This window comes from Bradyrhizobium sp. UFLA06-06, from assembly GCF_054820065.1.
Genome location: NZ_JADFUD010000002.1, coordinates 72,913 through 87,137 on the forward strand (window position 1 = coordinate 72,913; position 14,225 = coordinate 87,137).

The following is a 14,225-nucleotide window of genomic DNA, read 5'->3' on the forward strand; positions in this document are numbered from 1 at the left end:
AACGTGTTTCGCCATTGCGGATCATGTTTCGCCACTTCGGCCCACGCGCATGATCAGGAGCGGCACGATGACGATCACTCCCGCCATCAGCATCACTCCGGATAGATCCGAGAGATTCAGCATCCGGGCACCAAGAATGGCTCCGACGCCGATCGCCGAATTGATGACGGCCGAGTGGATCGCGGCCGCGGACATTGCCATGGAACCGGCCGCACGCAAGATCCAGGTCTGAAGGCCCGCGAACAGCGCCGCGACGGCGGCGCCCCAGACGACGAGCAAGGTAACGGCCGTGCCGGTCCCCAGTTGCGGGCCAAACCATCCAAGCCCGACGAGCGCGCCCGCGAGGGCAAGCAGTCCCCACGTGATGACGGATGTCATGAAGCGATCGATCAGAACACCGGTCAGGATGTTGCCGACAAATCCTGCTCCGCCAAAACCGAACAGCATCACGCCGATCATGAAGGACGGCACATCCGCGATCTCGCCGAGGAAAGGTTCGATGAAGGTGTAGGCTGCGAAATTCGCCGCCGCCATGAACGCCGTTACGGCATAGATTCTGCGCAGGTCCTGTCGGCGAACCACCGCTGCCAGCGCTTGCCATCCTGCCGGCGATCCGGCCCGGAGCCGCGGAAGAACCCCGACCATCAGGACGGACGTGCACAATCCGACGCCGCCGATCACGCCGAATGCCGCGCGCCATCCGCTGTTCTGTCCGATGAGGTTGACCAGCGGCACGCCGATGACGGTTGCCATCGAGATTCCGCCGAACACGATCGCTGTCGCAACACCCATGCGATGAGACGGCGCAATCTGCGTTGCGATCGCGGCCGCCATCGCCCAGAAGAAGCCGTGAACGACGGCACCGACCGCCCGCGCCAGCAACAACCCAGCGAAACTGTCGGAGAGCATCGCCGCAAGATTGCTCGCGGACAGCACCAGCATCAGAACAACGAGCAGCGGCTTGCGGGGAAAACGCTGCAGCAGAACCGCGGACAACAGGCCGCTGGCAGCGCCGATCCAGGCATAGAGCGTGACCGTGAGCCCGACCGCGGCCTGGTCTCGACCAAGATCGAGGGCGATCTGGGACAACAGCCCGACCGGCGCGAACTCGGTCGTGACCATCGTGAACGAAGCAACGCCGAGCACGATGACGGCGAGCCAGACGCGGAGCCCGGGACTGTCAGTCGTCATGCAGGTGACCGGTCTGGACGGGGCGGCCTGATGTCCCTGATGACGCGCCGATAGGCCTGACGCCGCGCTTCATCCATGAACGCAGCCTTGAGGCTGTTGTCGGCGAGGCTCAATTGTTCCTCGGCAGTCAGGCCTAACGCCGCTGCCGCGCGGACGAAGTTCTCGTTGACGTGACCTCCGAAATACGCCGGGTCGTCGGAGTTGACCGTGACGCAGAGGCCGGCGTGGAGCAGCCGGCGCAGATTGTGACGTTGGAGATCGGGGAAGATCCGCAGCGCCACATTCGACAGCGGGCATACCGTGAGCGGCGTCCCCTCGTCGGCAAGGCGCCGCATCAGTGCCGGATCGGCCTCGCATTGGACGCCGTGATCGATGCGGTCGACGCGCAGCCTGTCGATCGCTTCGGTCACATAGTGCGGCGGCCCTTCCTCACCGGCATGCGCGGTCGTCTTCCAGCCAAGCGCGCGAGCGTGGGCGAAGACCTCGTCGAAGGGTCCGGGCGGGTAGCCTTTTTCCGGTCCACCGAGTCCGAGGGCCAGCACGCCGTCGCGCCGGCGGCGTGCCGCCTCGATCGCGGCGAAAGCCTCTTCAACAGGCTTATGCCGGCGAACGCACAGGATCATGCCTCCAGTGATATCGCGTCGCTCGTCTGCATAAGCGGCGCTGATGCCGTCCATGACAGCATCGAACGGCACGCCGCGCTCGGTATGGTCGGCCGGGGTGACGTAGATTTCCGCATGAACGACATTGTCTTCCCGCGCGCGGGTCAGGTACGCGCGCGTCAGCTCATAGAAGTCGCGCTCCGTCCGAAGCATGGTCAGGCCGGCCCAGTAGATTTCCAGAAATGACTGGAGACCGGAGAAGCGGTACGCCGAGAGGATATCGGTCATCGAGCGGTACGGGATCGCCACATCGTTCCGGCGGGCAAAATCGAGCAGCATGCCCGGCTCCAGTGTTCCCTCGACATGCACGTGAAGCTCGGCCTTCGGAACGGCCTTGATGTCAAACAACGGAACGGAATTCATTGAACGCGATTTCTGGCCTCGGGCGTGTTCCGCTTCAGGGCTTATTCCGGCGCATCCAAACGGATGCGCGGGCCAAAGCTCATCTGCCGTACGAGCCCGACCTAGCAGCCTTTGTCGAAAGGTCGCCACGCATAAAATATGCGAACGTTATCCGGCTCAGGCAGCCTCCCCCTGCTTCAGGCAATGGTGGTGACCAGCCGTGCGGGGGCACCGTCGGCGAGCATGATGCGCTCCCACAGCATGCGCCCCGGAAGGATCACGAGGTCCGCATCGGAGTTCGGACCCGTATTGACCTCGAGCGAGCCGAGCTGCCCATCATACCAGCCGAGATCATTGAGCGCGGTGTCGGCCGCGAGGATTTCCGGAGAGGCATAGACACGTAGCGATTTGCCCAGGAATTCGGACAAGCCGGTTCGCCATTCGGCCTGCCTGGGCGCCGATGCGGCAAGCAGCCGGTGCGTCAGGTCGCACACCAGATGGACCTTGCGCGTCGAGGATTCGACGAGACGCTTCAGGGCGGCATCCTGGGCCGGCTCGCACGGACCCATGAGCAATCGGCGCGCCGAGATCCACTGGCTTTCGGACAGATCGAGAATGCCGCGCTCCCAGCGCGACACGGTCGCCTGATCCACACCCATCAATTCAGCGAGGTGGCTTTGCTTCATCTGACGAAGCAATCGCATTCTTCGCAACCCGCGGCCTTGATCACCCATCATTCACCCGACTTTGTTCTGCAACTCGTGGCGCGGGTCAGCGAAGACATGCTCCGCGGACACCGCTACCAGGAGCGGCTGCGGCGTACACTCCGCAGCCGCGCGCCTGGCGCTGGTCGAACCACAGGCATCTCACGAGCCCGGTCACGGCAGTCTTCCTTTTTTTGCATAGGGTGGTTGGCGAAACCGCACACCGCCATCACGATGAAGATTCCTGTCCGGTCCGGCCGCGCGATGCGGTGGCCGCAACCGTTCCGCAAGCACGCTGTCGTCCCTGCGAAAGCAGGGACCCATACGCCGCGGCCGGGGTTGGGAACAGGACTCGTCGTTCTGGCATCGCTCAACAATGACCATCGGTGGTTATGGGTCCCTGCTTTCGCAGGGACGACACTGAGTGTGTTGCGCGAGCCGCTGATTTGCCCGTCGCAGGCAGCGCGAGAGGAATTGAATTGCGTCGGGGAAACTCGACTGCGTGACACGCATGCGCGAGCCTGTAGCCCGGATGGAGCGCAGCGAAATCCGGGGTTCTCGCCTTTGGCAGGACCGGTCCCGGATTTCGCTGCGCTCCATCCGGGCTATGCTTGGCCAAAAGATTCCGGAATCGGCTGTCGGGGCGCGCGCCGCCCGCTCGTCCTCGGGACGCAAGGACATGGAGAGAAACGATGCCCCCCATCATTACCGCCTTCGAACGGTCGCCCGATGGCGGCAAGGGACTGGCGCGGGATACCCGCGTTCGCTGGGCGCTCGAGGAAGTCGGCCAACCTTACGAGGTCCGCCTTGTTTCGTTCCAGGCGATGAAGGAGCCGGCGCATCTGGCGCTGCATCCCTTCGGCCAGATTCCGACCTATGAGGAAGGTGATCTCGCGCTGTTCGAGACAGGCTCAATCGTGCTGCATATCGCCGAGCGTCATGCGAGCTTGCTGCCGGGCGATGCCAATGCCCGCGCCCGCGCAATCACCTGGATGTTTGCCGCGGTCAACACGGTGGAACCGCCGATCCTCGAACTCATGACCGCCAGGATTCTGGAGAGCGACAAGCCCTGGACCAAAGAGCGGCTGCCTCTGGTCATGGATCGCATCCGCGAGCGGCTGAAACAACTCTCCCCCCGCCTCGGCGACGCCGACTGGCTCGACGGCGCGTTCAGTGCGGGCGACCTGATGATGGTGTCGGTGCTGCTCAGGCTGAGAGCATCCGGCATTCTCGACGAATATCCGAGCCTGTCCGCCTATGTCGCCCGCGGCGAAGCCCGGCCGGCTTACCAGCGCGCTTTCGAGGCTCAGCTGGCGGTCAACACGGGTAAGCGACCGACCGGCTGAGGTTGGCGACATCAGGGACAGGCCTTCGCGCAGACGGCAAAGCCGCCGGACATCGCTGCGCCAGTCCGAGCCAGTTTGCTAGTCGAATGGATCGTGCTCTGGCAACGGTTCGGTCAGCTCGAATCCTGGATGGAGCTGCGAAATAATCTCTAGTGCGGTGCGGCCGGGTCCGATCCCCGCAGGGTGCACGCCCGACGCATCGAAATACTGGTTGCTCAGCACCGCGACACCGCATTGCAGTTCCGGCACGACGATCACGATCGCTTCGAATCCGCCCCTGCTCGTCGCGCCGTTCTTTGTGAAAACGGTATGGCCCTGCGTGTCCGTGGTGATCTGCCAGGCGAGGCCCATGGTGACGCTGGTCTTCTCCCCGCAAACGGGGAATGTCCCCTGGTTCTGCTGCGTGAGCGCGATCTGCGACCCGAGCGGCCCGTTCGGGGCCGCGATCTGCGCCGCGAGAAACCTGATCATATCGTCGCCGGTGGTTTTCAGATCAAAGGCTGTGCCGCCGGTCTGCGTGTTGCGGTCGAAAACGATCTGGTATGGCGGCTCAGAGCTCTTGCTCCAATGCCCGATACATCCCTGCGCGATCTTCCATGATGAATTGACGACGGCTCCCGTTTGCTTCATGCCGAGCGGACCGGTGACGTATTCGGCCAGGATCTCGTTGTAGTTATGGCCCTTGTCTTTCGCAAACATCTGCGTGACCGCAAAGCCCAGGGTCACGAAACCGATATTGGAATACTGCCAGCAGCCCTGCGGCGGCGTATCATATTGATTCCACCAGTTGATGAGTTCACTGGAGGGCGGCTCGTCCGCAAACAGCTGCTCGCTGTAGCCGGTCAAGCCGTCCCCTGGCTGCTCCGGCATGCCGGAGGTATGGGTGGCGAATTGCACGAGCTGGATGGCGTCCAGCACCGGCGTTCCCACCGCCTTCGCGCTGAAGAGGTTCAGATAAGGGCCGATGGTGTCGTCAAGAGAAGGCCCACCCGCCTTGACCGCCACCGCCAGCAATGTGCTGGTGAACACCTTGGTCACCGATCCGATCTCGAACACCGTGTCGGTCGTGACACTGAATGGCGCGGGCGAAGAGCCGGCCACGCCTGACAGTCCCTTGGGATAGACGTAGCCCTTGGTGCCGAACGACTTTTCGTCATAGACCGCGATGCAGCAGCCAGGGGCATTGCTGATGCCCAGATATTTTTTGGCCGCCTGCTGAATGATCTGTGCCGGACTTGTCGTCGCGTCGATCATCTGGTCGCTCATTTCGCCCTCCTGCCGATGAAGATGCACGATGTTGACCTTTGGTTGCATCATCTCATACAACTCCGTTCAGCGCGAGTGAAATCACCGTGACTGTTTGTTTCAAGTTGGGGCGGTGGAACGTTCGTGCGGAAAGCAGCGTCATCAGGCACGGGCTTGCGCCGGCGTTCCGGCAGTCGCGAAAAGTCTGGCTGATATCGCAGGGCGGTTAGCGACGCGCAACCCGCCGCCTCGCGCTTGGCTTCAAGATGCGGCGGATCACGCTTCGCCAGTCCTGCTGCGCGCTCGGCTGGATTATGCTTGCTGCCAGAGCATCGGAAATGACATGGTCGATTTCACACCGCTGATGCAGGCAGAGCGCAGGACTTATTCGTGAGCACCAATCAAGCGATCAAACTTGCAGTGATCGGACGCGGCCTGATCGGGTCGGCGGCTGCGCGGCATCTGAGCAAGATGGGCCACGATGTTGCGCTGATCGGGCCCGATGAGCCGGCGGATTTTTCGCGCCATGGCGGCGTGTTCGGCAGCCACTATGACGAGGGCCGCATCACGCGGAGTTACGATCCGGGGCCGTTCTGGCGGCAAGCGAACCGTGCTGCGATTTCGCGCTACGGCGAGATTTCAGCGGAGAGCGGCGTGGAGTTCTATAGGGAAGCCGGTGGGCTTCACATTGGCCACAGCGAAACCACCGATGTTGCTTCGATCGGCAGGATCTGCGCCGAAGACGGGATCCGGTGTGAAGCCTATCATGATGCGGAGCTCGCGGAGCGCTTTCCGTTTCTGAAATCGACGGCGGGAATGCAGGGTTACTTCGAGCCGCGCAATGCCGGATACATCAGCCCGCGCCGCCTGGTCCGCGCGCAGACGATCGCGGCGGAGCGCGCCGGCGCCCGGATCATCGACGAACCCGCGCTGGGGATTTCGGAAAGCGGCTCCGGCGTCACGATCCGGACGCGATCGGGCAGCGTCGAGGCCGAGCGCGTTCTGGTTGCGGCGGGCGGGCACACCCAATCGCTGCTCGGCCGCTCGCTGGGCTTCACGGTCTATGGGCGGACCGCGGCGCTGTTCCGACTTGGTGCGGCGGAGGTTCAACGCCTGGCCGGAATGCCGTCGATGCGTTGTCTCGGGCCCAAGGGCGACAATCCCTACATCCTGCCGCCGATCCCCTATCCGGACGGCCAGACCTGGCTGAAGCTCGGCGGCGATCCGGTCGATCTTCCGCTCGACAGCGAGGCCGATATCAAGGACTGGTTCCGCTCGGGCGGATCGATTGAAGTCGCCGATCGGCTTCAAGGACAGATCCTTGACCGCATTCGCGACCTCGCTTTCGAGGAACGTCGCGTCATGCCGTGCATGACCACCTTCGGCGACAGCGGACTGCCCTGCATCGGACCGCTTTCGGAGCGCGTCACGGTCGCCTTCTGCTGCTACGGCAAGAGCGCAAAATGTTCGGACGAACTCGGCCGGCTCGGCGGCATGGCGCTGCTCGGCGAGGTCAGACCCGAGCTCGCGCCGTGACGGAGTTTTGTGCGGCGTTTGCGTCCGAAAGTTCCTAGGCACGCAGGACGGGTTCGCCGGCGGGTAGCCCGCATGAGCGCAGCGATGTGCGGGACACCACGACACGCCCCCGGATATCGCTTCGCTCATCCGGGCTACGCTTGCTGAACCCGTCGGAGTGCCAACGCGGACGTAACGCGCCCTCACGATCATCACGCGAAGACGTGATGGATTACGCTTCGTTCATCCGGCCTGTCGGTGATGGCCCGCATCGCGCGACACAACGGCGAGGATCTCATTGCTCACGCAGCGTTGAGCCGGCGTGAGTGATGATTGCATTTAAGTCCGCCGTTGCTGCGCACAAATATCTGACGAGGCCAGACTCCTTGGCCCCATAAACAAAACGGAGAAACTCCATGACGAACGTCAAACTCCTGTCGGCTTCCTTGATCGCGGTCGCCATGATCGCGTCGCCGGCAATGGCGCGTGAGACCCACGCCGTGTCCCGCCACGTCGCGGAGGCGAGCGCCGCCGCGCCGACCGAGCCCGTCTATGTCGACGGTCGCGCCTGCATTCCGGCGCCGCGCGTCGGCTCATTCGCCACTGCGCCCTGGACCGGCAACAACGTCCCCTGCGAGCCCGGTCCATATTGATCGCGCCGCGCGCATCGATCGGTCGGGCTGCCCCCTAGCCGCTTGACCGACGCGCTGCGCCGTCGCGACATCCAGCGAAACAGGGAGTAGCCCGCATGAGCGCAGCGATATGCGGGACACCGCGCGACACGCGGATAGGCAATGCCCCGGATATCGCTTCGCTCATCCGGGCTACGCTTGCTCGATCGTTCTCATTGCGCCCAATGAGTTGATTTGTCGTTGCAGAACGTTTCTTCGTCTTGACTCCCGCCGCGCGTCAGTCGCGCGATGCGGACAGTCCCGCGAGAAGCGGCGCGTACGCGGCGAGCCTGCGGGATACGAACTCGGTGAAGAGCCGCACCCGCTTCGTCTTGCGTGTCTCCCCCTGTGTGAGAAGCCAGAGCGTCCCGTACATGTGCAGGTCGGTGCCCGGCACCCTCACCAGCAGGGGGTCGGCATCTCCGACGAAGCACGGCAGCGTCGTCATCCCGAGCCCCTGCCGCACCGCGACGATCTGTGCCTCGGCATCTGTGGCCCTGAACGGAACCTCGGCGGCGCGAACCTCGCCCTCGTGGGCCCAGTCCGGGATTCCGTGAATGCTGATGACGATCCACCTGACGGGATCAGGCGCGCCCGCACGCCACGCGGCCAGTCGATCGCGGGATATGTAGATGCCTCCGAACAGCTCCGGTCCCTTCAGGCCGTGAAGATTGAGCGGCAGGGTTTTGCGGTCGTAGACGACGCGGATCGCGACGTCGGCCTCCCGGTTGGTCAGATTTGCCAGCTCGCCGGATGACAAGATTTCCATTTCGATGTCCGGATGCAGACGCGCGAAATCGGCGAAGTCCGGCATCAGCAGGTGTGTCGCGAGGGGCGGTGCCAGCGTCACCCGCAGACGCCCGCGCACGCCCTGGTCGCGGCCGAAGACGCGCGTCTCCAGCTGGTGCGACGACGCTTCCATCTGTTCCGCGAGCTCGAGGACCTCCTCCCCCGCAGCCGTCAGGCGGTAGCCCGAAGGCAGCTTTTCGAACATCTGCGCCCCGAGCCGTTCCTCCAATTGGGCGACCCGTCGCAGCACGGTCGAGTGGTTCACCCCGAGGCGCTCGGCGGCAGCCCGCACCGAGCCTCCGCGCGCGACGGCGAGAAAGTAGCGAACGTCATCCCAGTCGATCATGGTGCAATCCAGCACCGCTGGGGTGCGCCTTCCAAAGCCCGTGTCCGATACGTCGGACAGCATCTCGTGTGTGGGTAGCACGGGCGATCATCATAGCCCAAGCCGAATAGCCACGCCGACAAGCGCGGCCTAATTCCGAACGGCGGACACCGATCGTCGTGGCTGACGTCCGTCGTCCAGCCGGATCGATTTCGCACCACCGATGTGCACGCTTCCACACTCAACGCCTGACGCCGGCGGAGCTACGTCGAGGTTCTCGGGGCCATCTCGCAAATGGGACCAGAGACGCTGTCCGACACGACGAAAGGAGAAGTCATGGGAAAGCTTGAGGGTAAGGTTGCAGTCATCACGGGTGGATCGAGCGGCATGGCGCTGGCGAGCGCCCGGCGGTTCGTTGAAGAAGGCGCCTATGTTTTCATCACGGGCCGAAGGCAGGAGGCGCTCGACGACGCCGTCAGGCTGATCGGCCGCAACGTGACCGGCGTGCGCGGCGACGCGGCCAATCTCGACGACCTCGACCGCCTGTTCGATACGGTCAAGCGGCAAAAGGGCAAGATCGACGTCCTGTACGCAAGCGCCGGCATCGGCGAAGCCGTCCCACTCGGCGAGATTACCGAGCAGCATTTCGATGCGGCCTTCGACCTGAATACGCGCGGCACGCTGTTTACGGTTCAGAAGGCGTTGCCGCTGTTCAGCGATGGCGGATCGATCTTCATGACCGGGTCGGTTGCGTCGGTGAAAGGCTTTCCTGGTTACGGCGTGTATGCGGCGAGCAAGGCGGCGTTGCGCTCATTCGCACGCACGTGGCTCAACGAACTGAAGGGCAGGAATATCCGGGTGAACGTGCTGAGCCCGGGGCCGATCGCCACACCGATGCAGGACCAGGTCCTCACCGGGGAGGCGAAGCGGATGTTCGAATCCCTGATCCCGCGGGGAAAGATGGGTCGTCCCGAGGAAATTGCGGCGGCCGCGCTGTTTCTTGCTTCAGACGATTCGAGCTTCGTGAACGGGGTGGAGTTGTCTGTCGACGGCGGCTTCTCGGCGATCTGAAAGGCCGGGGAATCAATATCAACACGGATCGGAGAAGTATCATGAGCTATGCAATTGTAGGATTCGGTAAGGTGGGCCAGGCCCTCGCCCACGCCTTCGCCCGTAAGAACATCGACGTGACCGTCGCGAGCCGCCGGCCGCCCGAGGCGTTGGCGCCGCAGGCTCGGGCGATTGGACCCACGGTCGTCGCCAAGTCGTTGCGGGAAGCACTCGAGGCCGACACAATCATCCTGGCGGTCCCGTTCGGGGAGCATCGCGAGGTTGCGAAGGCCCTGCCGAGCTGGAAAGGCAAGACGGTCATCGACGCGATGAATGCGTTTCCAGTCCCTGAAGAGCTGGACGGCCTCCCGTCCTCCGCCTTCGTCGCGAAGGCGTTCACCGGCGCCAACCTCGTCAAAGGGTTCAATCACCTGGTTGCGGCCAAGCTGGCTGCCGATCCGATCGTCGAGGGCGGCCACCGGGTGGTCTTTCTGGCTGGTGACGACGAGGACGCGATCGCGCCTGTGGCCGCCTTGGCGAAGCAACTCGGGTTCGCACCCGTCAGGCTGGGAAAGCTCAACGAGGGTGGCGCGCTGGTGCACGCACGCGGCCGCATTTGGGGCCCGCTCATCTTCCAGGATTTGTTCAAGAAGGAGCAGTAACGGATTTCCGATCCGTAGCCCGCATGAGCGGAGCGACATGCGGGACAAGACGCGGAGCGCCGATCGGAAAACCCCGGATGTCGCTGTGCTCATCCGGGCTACGCTTGCGATCTTGCCGATCCGCTCTCGCGCAAGTCGCACGAGAGCGGTGTTCGCAAACGACGATCTCGATCAAGATGCCTTGATCGGCTCGGACATCGTTATCCGGTTCTTGACGCTGGGACGCTCCTGCATCGCTGCATACCATGCCAAAAGAGCCTCGCACTCCATCGGCACCGGCACCTTCACGAGCCCCGCGAAGATCAAGCCGCCTATGAGGGTGATATCGGCCATCGTGAATGCGTCGCCGGCGACGAACGGCTGTCCTTTCAGAATGCCGTCAAAGTAGTGCATCCCCCTGAGGGCCTTGTCGCGCTGACGGAATCCCCATTCGGGGTTCTGATAGATCTCGACATGAGGCCCAAGACCCGGCGTGGCGTGGTGGAAATAGACACTGATGGCATCGAGCAGTTCCAGTTCGGCGCGCTTGCTCATCATGTGGATCACGCCCTTTTCGCGAGGCGTCCTGCCGGTCAGCGTCGGCGCGCCATCGAGCGCGTCAAGGTACTCGGTGATGGCCGTGCACTCGCCAATGAAGGTCCCGTCGTCGAGTTCGAGCACCGGCAGGGTGCCGGAGTAGTTCTTGGCGAGGAATTCGGGTTTCTTGTGCTCGCCCTTGTAGAGATCGACCAATACGAACTCCACTTGCGACCGCAGGTTCTTCTCGGCCAAAGCGATGCGAACGCGGGCCGGATATGGGCCAGTTGGCCAATCGTAAATCTTCATCACGACTCCTGTCTACCTGTCACTTGGTAGGTTCAAACTAGCCTTCAAATCCGGCCGGTCAACGCCTATCTGTCACTTGGTAGATAACGAAGCAGTGAGGCGACGAAGTGAGTTCAAGCTCTCGGGAGGCCATCCTTGCGGCAGCAAAGCGGACCGCGCAGGCGCGCGGCTATGGCGGCTTGAATTTCCGCGATCTGGCGGACGAAGTCGGGATCAAAGCCGCCAGCATCTATCACCATTTCCCGAGCAAGGCCGATCTCGGCGTGGCCGTCGCGCGGCGCTACTGGGAGGACACTGCCGTCCAACTCGAGGCGATGCTGGCAGAAACAGCCGATCCTGTCCGCTGCCTGCGTCGATATCCCGACGTGTTTCGCAAAGCGCTCGAGAGCAACAACCGCATGTGCCTCTGCAGCTTCATGTCCGCGGAAGTCGACGACCTGCCGGACGCAGTGAAGAAGGAGGTCCAGACCTTTGCCGACGTCAACGTGGCGTGGCTGAGCAAGTTGTTGGTGGCTGCGGGCCTGGTCAGTTCGAGAAAGAGTGAACAGCGGGCCCGCGCCATCTTCGCCGCCGTCGCCGGCGCGCAGCTCATCGCCCGAAGCCGCTCCGATATTTCGCTCTACGACTCGATGATCGACAGCTATCGCGCCGCGGGTCTTCTGCCGGCATAGATGGCCCGAATGTCAGATCGAGATGAGGCGGCGACGCCCTGCTCCCACTCGATCGTTCCAAGCCATGGTAGCAAGTAGCCCGCATGAGCGAAGCGATATGCGGGACACCACGCGACACGCTGACAGGAAGTGCCCCGGGTGTCGCGGAGCCGGTCATCGGGCGCGCGTTCGCGCGAACCGTTGGCTCATCCGGGCTACGCTCGCTGGTGCACGCACGCGGCCGCGTTTGGGACCCGCTCATCCTCCAGGATTTGTTCAAGAAGGAGCAGTGATCGGCAGATGTGCGCCGTTCGAACAGCGGGGAGACGCCCTGGCCGCGCCGGATGGGCAGCGCGCAGTTCGGTTCAACGGTTTCAAACAGCGTCAGATATGACAACGCGTTCTCGCGACGACAATCGTCCGAGCTTTGCTGTTGGTTTCACCCTCTTCGATCAGAGGGCGCAGGGAAGACCGGGTGCCGATCGCACCCATGGGCCCCGAGCAATGGGTAGGAAGCTCGGGGGTAGGACCACAGGTGTAACCGGAAACATCCGGCCTTCCCTGCGCGATGGTTGTGCGGCTTACTTCGTGCTCTCCCCGGCGAGACTTGGCTTTTTTGTCACCGTTTCGCGAAGATGCTTCGCATCTCGCGGAAGACACCTACCACTAGGGCGTCAGGACCACACGACTTCGCCGTCCACTTCATGCGCACTCGTCAGTCGCGCACTCAGCGTCCACCGCATCCCACACCACGTTCGTGACGACCGCGATCCGCCCCTCGTGTCGGGTGGGATGCGCATATTGAACATCTGAGTTGGGTCAAACGCCAAGCGGAATATTTTCTTATCTCGGGATTGACAGGTTTTGGTGAGTTGCCCGTCGGGGTGATTTGTCGCAGATTGCGAGGCGAGATTTGATTTGCGGCGAGGCAGTTCTGTCGTGCGGCGCAGTCCGGCGGGAAGCGGCGCGCTAGTCCTTCCAATCCATCGCTTGGCGCCAACTTGGCTTGTCGTTTTCGCCAAGAAACTCCAGGGGAACTGGATTGCGGATAGCCCAGTCGAACCGCTCTTTCGCTTCGGCGAAATAGCTCATCTCCGCATCCTCCCAGATTGCGAAGACGGGATCGCACTCGTCTTCAGTCACGTTGTTGGCGCTGAGGACGAGCCAAGTGAGCCCGTTTTGCACGACAATTGACAATGTTTGATCGGGCATCCTGATGTCGAATGCCTTCGCGAATAGGTCGCGCCATCCTGCCGCGTCGAGCGCACGAAGGACGGCATACGCAGTCTTGGCTTGGCGCGAAGCTGTTGCGATGTCCCGATCTAGATCAACGCCAGGATAGTATGAGCCATTCTCGCTGATGAAATCACCGCATCGAACTGCTCGCCAATCATAGGTGTGTGCATCATCAAAGCGATTAGGCGATGAAGCAACAGCAATCGGATCCTGCCTCAGCCCGACAAGCTGGGAAGCGGCTTCCCGCACCAACCCATCGAGACGCAGGAACGCCGGGTGATCTTTGACCTCCCACGGACCAAGTCGCAAAACCCCGTCTGGCAACACTGTTCCAAGCTTCATTGCTCGACCTCGAGTTGTTGCCGCGATCGCAATGTGTGAACGACGGCGACCATAGGCGGCACGGCGCGATACCAGCCGAAGATTATCCGCTCGGCGCTGAGCGCGGGATCGAAAACTTTTCCATCGACGTCAATCGGCGGTCCGATCAAGCGGCGAACGAGACCTGGACCGAACGAATTCCCGAGAACGCAGAGTGCGTCTGCTCCGAAATCGGAGGCGAAGGTCAACGGCATCAAAAGCAACGCACAGACCTGTCGAACAGGCGCGTCGTGGGAGATGCCGCTACGCGAAGTCTCGTCGGCGATGATGCGCTCGTTATCGATTGGAAGTGCCTCGGGATAAAATCGCGGCAAATGTGGTCGCCGGCAATATCTCAACCAATCGGAAAGCGTCCGGCTTTCGCCGAGGTCTTCAACAACATGCTGGCGCACGAGCTGGTCGACGTCGTCGCGATCTGGAAAGGCGGTCCTTGCAATCGCCGTACCGAAGTCGACACTGTGCAGGATCATGCGATGCCGCATGTCTGCACACGCGGCCTTCGTGCTGTCCAGAAACTCGTGAACAGCCAAATAGTCTTGCCATCGCCCTCCGAGCGCCCGAGCACTGCTGATAGCGTGTTGATAAGGTCTCATGGCAGAATATGCGGACCTCAGGTAGGGAACGTCGACTA

Annotated in this window: 14 protein-coding genes; 6 read left to right on the top strand and 8 right to left on the bottom strand. The window is 62.7% G+C overall.

Going from position 1 to position 14,225, the window contains the following annotated elements; translation table 11 throughout:
- Positions 1–21: 21 nt before the first annotated feature.
- The 3 genes from IF803_RS02185 to IF803_RS02195 form a co-directional block, all read right to left on the bottom strand.
- On the bottom strand, positions 22–1,191 hold the full coding sequence (locus IF803_RS02185) for an MFS transporter (RefSeq protein ID WP_461191113.1): 1,170 nt from the start codon (positions 1,189–1,191) through the stop codon (positions 22–24).
- Entirely contained in the window at positions 1,188–2,216 is a 1,029-nt protein-coding gene (locus IF803_RS02190) for an adenosine deaminase (RefSeq protein ID WP_461191114.1), read from the bottom strand. The genes IF803_RS02185 and IF803_RS02190 overlap by 4 nt, the downstream gene beginning before the upstream one ends.
- A 176-nt stretch (positions 2,217–2,392) precedes the next feature.
- Complete coding sequence (locus tag IF803_RS02195) at positions 2,393–2,929, bottom strand: helix-turn-helix domain-containing protein (protein ID WP_461191227.1); 537 nt, start codon at positions 2,927–2,929, stop codon at positions 2,393–2,395.
- Between the two features lie 662 nt (positions 2,930–3,591).
- On the opposite strand from IF803_RS02195, the gene IF803_RS02200 reads away from it, so the two are divergent.
- Complete coding sequence (locus IF803_RS02200) at positions 3,592–4,245, top strand: glutathione S-transferase family protein (protein WP_461191115.1); 654 nt, start codon at positions 3,592–3,594, stop codon at positions 4,243–4,245.
- A 78-nt stretch (positions 4,246–4,323) separates the two neighbouring features.
- Here IF803_RS02200 and IF803_RS02205 read toward each other — a convergent pair whose 3' ends face one another.
- On the bottom strand, positions 4,324–5,562 hold the full coding sequence (locus IF803_RS02205; RefSeq protein WP_461191116.1) for a serine hydrolase domain-containing protein: 1,239 nt from the start codon (positions 5,560–5,562) through the stop codon (positions 4,324–4,326).
- A 318-nt stretch (positions 5,563–5,880) separates the two neighbouring features.
- Between IF803_RS02205 and IF803_RS02210 the strand changes: the two genes are divergently transcribed.
- Both IF803_RS02210 and IF803_RS02215 read left to right on the top strand, forming a co-directional pair.
- The gene (locus tag IF803_RS02210; protein ID WP_461191117.1) at positions 5,881–7,026 is read left to right on the top strand and encodes an NAD(P)/FAD-dependent oxidoreductase; all 1,146 of its coding nucleotides are present in this window, start codon (positions 5,881–5,883) and stop codon (positions 7,024–7,026) included.
- Positions 7,027–7,421: 395 nt separating this feature from the next.
- Positions 7,422–7,658, top strand: a complete 237-nt coding sequence (locus IF803_RS02215) for a hypothetical protein (protein ID WP_461191118.1) — start codon at positions 7,422–7,424, stop codon at positions 7,656–7,658.
- Positions 7,659–7,914: 256 nt separating this feature from the next.
- Here IF803_RS02215 and IF803_RS02220 read toward each other — a convergent pair whose 3' ends face one another.
- Positions 7,915–8,811 carry a LysR family transcriptional regulator gene (locus IF803_RS02220; protein ID WP_461191119.1) on the bottom strand — a complete coding sequence of 299 codons (897 nt, stop codon included), beginning with the start codon at positions 8,809–8,811 and terminating at the stop codon, positions 7,915–7,917.
- Between the two features lie 315 nt (positions 8,812–9,126).
- Between IF803_RS02220 and IF803_RS02225 the strand changes: the two genes are divergently transcribed.
- Together IF803_RS02225 and IF803_RS02230 are read left to right on the top strand one after the other, a co-directional pair.
- Positions 9,127–9,861, top strand: a complete 735-nt coding sequence (locus IF803_RS02225) for an SDR family NAD(P)-dependent oxidoreductase (protein ID WP_461191120.1) — start codon at positions 9,127–9,129, stop codon at positions 9,859–9,861.
- Positions 9,862–9,902: 41 nt separating this feature from the next.
- On the top strand, positions 9,903–10,502 hold the full coding sequence (locus tag IF803_RS02230; RefSeq protein WP_461191121.1) for an NADPH-dependent F420 reductase: 600 nt from the start codon (positions 9,903–9,905) through the stop codon (positions 10,500–10,502).
- Positions 10,503–10,673: 171 nt separating this feature from the next.
- Here the strand turns inward: IF803_RS02230 and IF803_RS02235 are convergent, their stop codons facing one another.
- Positions 10,674–11,327, bottom strand: coding sequence for a glutathione S-transferase (locus IF803_RS02235; protein ID WP_461191122.1), 654 nt, complete (start codon positions 11,325–11,327; stop codon positions 10,674–10,676).
- Between the two features lie 107 nt (positions 11,328–11,434).
- Here IF803_RS02235 and IF803_RS02240 point away from each other — a divergent pair, with 107 nt between their 5' ends.
- Positions 11,435–11,998, top strand: a complete 564-nt coding sequence (locus IF803_RS02240) for a TetR/AcrR family transcriptional regulator (RefSeq protein ID WP_461191123.1) — start codon at positions 11,435–11,437, stop codon at positions 11,996–11,998.
- 948 nt (positions 11,999–12,946) lie between these two features.
- On the opposite strand, the gene IF803_RS02245 is transcribed toward IF803_RS02240, so the two are convergent.
- Entirely contained in the window at positions 12,947–13,555 is a 609-nt protein-coding gene (locus IF803_RS02245; RefSeq protein WP_461191124.1) for a hypothetical protein, read from the bottom strand.
- The gene (locus tag IF803_RS02250; RefSeq protein ID WP_461191125.1) at positions 13,552–14,187 is read right to left on the bottom strand and encodes a DUF6915 family protein; all 636 of its coding nucleotides are present in this window, start codon (positions 14,185–14,187) and stop codon (positions 13,552–13,554) included. Before IF803_RS02250 ends, IF803_RS02245 begins: the two co-directional genes overlap by 4 nt.
- Between the last annotated feature and the right edge of the window lie 38 nt (positions 14,188–14,225).

Bases quoted from the DNA above. Each gene is read 5' to 3' on its own strand.
- IF803_RS02245 (WP_461191124.1), bottom strand. From the start codon at position 13,555: ATGAAGCTTGGAACAGTGTTGCCAGACGGGGTTTTGCGACTTGGTCCG.
- IF803_RS02250 (WP_461191125.1), bottom strand. From the start codon at position 14,187: ATGAGACCTTATCAACACGCTATCAGCAGTGCTCGGGCGCTCGGAGGG.
- IF803_RS02185 (WP_461191113.1), bottom strand. From the start codon at position 1,191: ATGACGACTGACAGTCCCGGGCTCCGCGTCTGGCTCGCCGTCATCGTG.
- IF803_RS02230 (WP_461191121.1), top strand. From the start codon at position 9,903: ATGAGCTATGCAATTGTAGGATTCGGTAAGGTGGGCCAGGCCCTCGCC.
- IF803_RS02205 (WP_461191116.1), bottom strand. From the start codon at position 5,562: ATGATGCAACCAAAGGTCAACATCGTGCATCTTCATCGGCAGGAGGGC.
- IF803_RS02225 (WP_461191120.1), top strand. From the start codon at position 9,127: ATGGGAAAGCTTGAGGGTAAGGTTGCAGTCATCACGGGTGGATCGAGC.
- IF803_RS02220 (WP_461191119.1), bottom strand. From the start codon at position 8,811: ATGATCGACTGGGATGACGTTCGCTACTTTCTCGCCGTCGCGCGCGGA.
- IF803_RS02200 (WP_461191115.1), top strand. From the start codon at position 3,592: ATGCCCCCCATCATTACCGCCTTCGAACGGTCGCCCGATGGCGGCAAG.
- IF803_RS02195 (WP_461191227.1), bottom strand. From the start codon at position 2,929: ATGGGTGATCAAGGCCGCGGGTTGCGAAGAATGCGATTGCTTCGTCAG.
- IF803_RS02235 (WP_461191122.1), bottom strand. From the start codon at position 11,327: ATGAAGATTTACGATTGGCCAACTGGCCCATATCCGGCCCGCGTTCGC.
- IF803_RS02215 (WP_461191118.1), top strand. From the start codon at position 7,422: ATGACGAACGTCAAACTCCTGTCGGCTTCCTTGATCGCGGTCGCCATG.
- IF803_RS02190 (WP_461191114.1), bottom strand. From the start codon at position 2,216: ATGAATTCCGTTCCGTTGTTTGACATCAAGGCCGTTCCGAAGGCCGAG.